The sequence below is a fragment of the Synechococcus sp. W70.1 genome, assembly GCF_047461515.1.
In the GTDB taxonomy this organism is placed as follows: Bacteria; Cyanobacteriota; Cyanobacteriia; order Thermostichales; family Thermostichaceae; genus Thermostichus.
In genome coordinates this window covers 1-2,520 of record NZ_JANSHH010000001.1, presented here as the reverse complement: position 1 = coordinate 2,520, position 2,520 = coordinate 1, and the positions used below count along the sequence as shown (strand labels likewise).

The window sequence follows — 2,520 nt, the reverse complement described above, 5'->3', positions numbered from 1 at the left end:
GCCAAGGAGGAGGGCGTGGTGGCGGGCCTGCCCGTGGCCGGTCGGGTCTTCGCCCTGGCGGAGCCCAGGCTGGCCTTCACCCCTCTGGTGGCCGAGGGGGCTTTGGTGGGAAGGGGGCAGGAGGTAGCCCGGGTGGCGGGCCCCCTGAGGGGCATCCTGGCTGGGGAGCGGCTGGCCCTGAACCTCCTGCAGCGGCTTTCCGGTATCGCCACCCTCACCCGGGCCTACGTGGAGGCCCTAAAGGGCACCAAGGCCCAGGTTCTGGACCCCCGCCAGACCCCGCCCGGCCTCCGGGCCGTGGAGAAGTACGCGGGGCGGGGAGGCGGCGGGAAGAACCACCGCTTCGGCCTCTTTGACGGCGTTCTCATCAAGGAGAACCACATCCGGGCAGCGGGCGGGGTCAGGGAAGCGGTGCGGCGGGCTAGGGCAGGGGGCCCCCATTACCTCAAGGTGGAGGTGGAGGTGACGAGCCTCGCCGAGCTGGAGGAGGCCCTGGAGGCGGGGGCGGACCTCATCCTCCTGGACAACTTCCCCCTGGAGGCCATCCGGGAGGCGGTGCGCCGGGTGGCGGGGCGGGTGCCCCTCGAGGCCAGCGGCAACATGACCCTGGAAAGGGCGAGGGGGGCGGCGGAGGCCGGGGTGGACTACGTGAGCGTGGGCGCCCTGACCCACTCCGCCAAGGCCTTGGACCTCTCTCTCCTGGTGACCAGGCCATGATGGCATGACCGGCTATCATGGTGGCATGGTGCGGACCCAGGTCCAGCTCTCCGCGGACCAGGTGGCCCGGCTGAAGGCCAGGGCCCTGGAGGAGGGGGTCTCCCTGGGGGAACCGGTGCGCCGGGCGGTGGAGCGCTACCTGGCCGAGGAGGAAGGGGGCGGCTACGAGGAGCGGGCGAGGCGCGCCCTGGAGGCGGTGGGCCGCTTCGCCTCGGGGGCAGGGGACGTGAGCGAGGCCCACGACCGCTATCTGGAAAAGGCCTTCCGTGGTCTTCGTTGACACCTCGGCCCTCTACGCCCTCCTGTACCGGGAAGACGCCCACCACCGGGAAGCGGCCCAGGTCTTTGCGGGGCTTCTTCGGCGAAGGGTTCCCCTCCACACCCACGCCTACGGGGTGGTGGAGAGCCTGGCCTTGGCGCAGAGGCGCCTGGGGATGGAGGCGGCCAGGGCCTTGGTCCACGACCTTTTGGGGGTGGTGCGGGTGGCCCCCGTGGACGAGGCCCTGCACCGGGCGGCCCTCACCGCCACCCTGGCCTCGGGGCGGAGGGGTGTGAGCTTGGTGGGCTGGGCCAGCTTTCTTTTCATGCGGCATAGGAAGATGGAGAAGGCCTTCGCCTACGACGTTCACTTCTTTGGGCAAGGCTTCAAGCCCGTCCAAGCCGAAGACCATGGATAAGGAAACCCTGACCCAAGCGGTACTGGAACTGAAGCGGCAGCGCCGGGCGGTCATCCTGGCCCACTCCTACCAGCTTCCCGAGGTCCAGGAGGTGGCGGACTTCGTGGGAGACTCCTTGGGCTTGGCCCGGGAGGCCCAGAGGACCGAAGCCGAGGTCATCGTCTTCTGCGGGGTCCACTTCATGGCGGAGACGGCCGCCATCCTGAACCCCGAGAAGACGGTCCTCCTCCCGGACCTGGAGGCGGGCTGTTCCCTGGCCGACAGCATCCGGCCCGAGGACGTCCTGGCCTGGAAGGCGGCCCACCCCGACGGCCTCGTGGTGGCCTACGTCAACACCAGGGCCGAGGTGAAGGCCCTGGCCGACGTCTGCGTCACCAGCGCCAACGCCGTGGAGGTGGTCGCGGGGCTTCCCGAGGACCGGCCCATCTACTTCGTCCCCGACATGTTCCTGGGGGCCCACGTGGCCCGGGTCACCGGGAGGAAACTGGACCTCTTTCCCGGGGAGTGCCACGTGCACGCGGGGATCCGGGAGGAGCACCTAAAGGCCCTCCTGGAGGCCCACCCCGGGGCGGAGTTCCTCATCCACCCCGAGTGCGGCTGCGGCTCCGGCTGCCTCTACCTTAAGCCCGACGCCAAAATGCTCTCCACCGAGGGGATGGTCCGTTACGCCAAGGCCGCCGAGGGGCGGGAGTTCGTGGTGGCCACGGAGGTGGGCATCCTCCACCGCCTCAGGAAGGAGGCCCCGGGGAAGGCCTTTTTCCCGGTGAAGCCGGACGCCGTCTGCGAGTACATGAAGCGGATCACCCTGGAGAAGGTCTACCTCTCCTTGCGGGACCTGAAGCACGTGGTCCGGGTGCCTAAGGCGGTGGCCGAGAAGGCCAGGCGGGCCCTTTCCGCCATGGTGGCCGTGGGCTGATGGAGCGCCTGGAGACCGACCTCCTGGTTCTGGGAGCGGGCGTGGCCGGGGTCTACGGGGCCCTGGCGGCGGAGGCGGAAGGGGCCAGGGTCCTCCTCCTCAGCAAGGACCCCCTGCCCTCGGGGTCCACCCCTTGGGCCCAGGGCGGGGTGGCCTTTCCCCTGGATGAGGCAGACCACGAGGCCCCCCACCAGGACACCCATCGGGCCG

At 70.3% G+C, this 2,520-nt stretch carries 5 protein-coding genes; all 5 read left to right on the top strand.

What is annotated here, in order from left to right; genetic code table 11:
- Positions 1-717: carboxylating nicotinate-nucleotide diphosphorylase (gene nadC / locus NW808_RS00025; RefSeq protein ID WP_414419869.1), on the top strand; the 717-nt coding region annotated here is incomplete at its 5' end.
- Between the two features lie 4 nt (positions 718-721).
- Positions 722-997: a CopG family transcriptional regulator gene (locus tag NW808_RS00020; RefSeq protein ID WP_414419868.1), complete on the top strand. Its 276-nt coding sequence runs from the start codon at positions 722-724 to the stop codon at positions 995-997.
- Entirely contained in the window at positions 984-1,394 is a 411-nt protein-coding gene (locus tag NW808_RS00015; protein ID WP_414419867.1) for a type II toxin-antitoxin system VapC family toxin, read from the top strand. Before NW808_RS00020 ends, NW808_RS00015 begins: the two co-directional genes overlap by 14 nt.
- Positions 1,387-2,310 carry a quinolinate synthase NadA gene (nadA, locus tag NW808_RS00010; RefSeq protein ID WP_414419866.1) on the top strand — a complete coding sequence of 308 codons (924 nt, stop codon included), beginning with the start codon at positions 1,387-1,389 and terminating at the stop codon, positions 2,308-2,310. Before NW808_RS00015 ends, nadA begins: the two co-directional genes overlap by 8 nt.
- On the top strand, positions 2,310-2,520 hold a 211-nt coding region (locus tag NW808_RS00005; protein ID WP_414419865.1), incomplete at its 3' end, for an FAD-dependent oxidoreductase. The genes nadA and NW808_RS00005, both read left to right, overlap by 1 nt.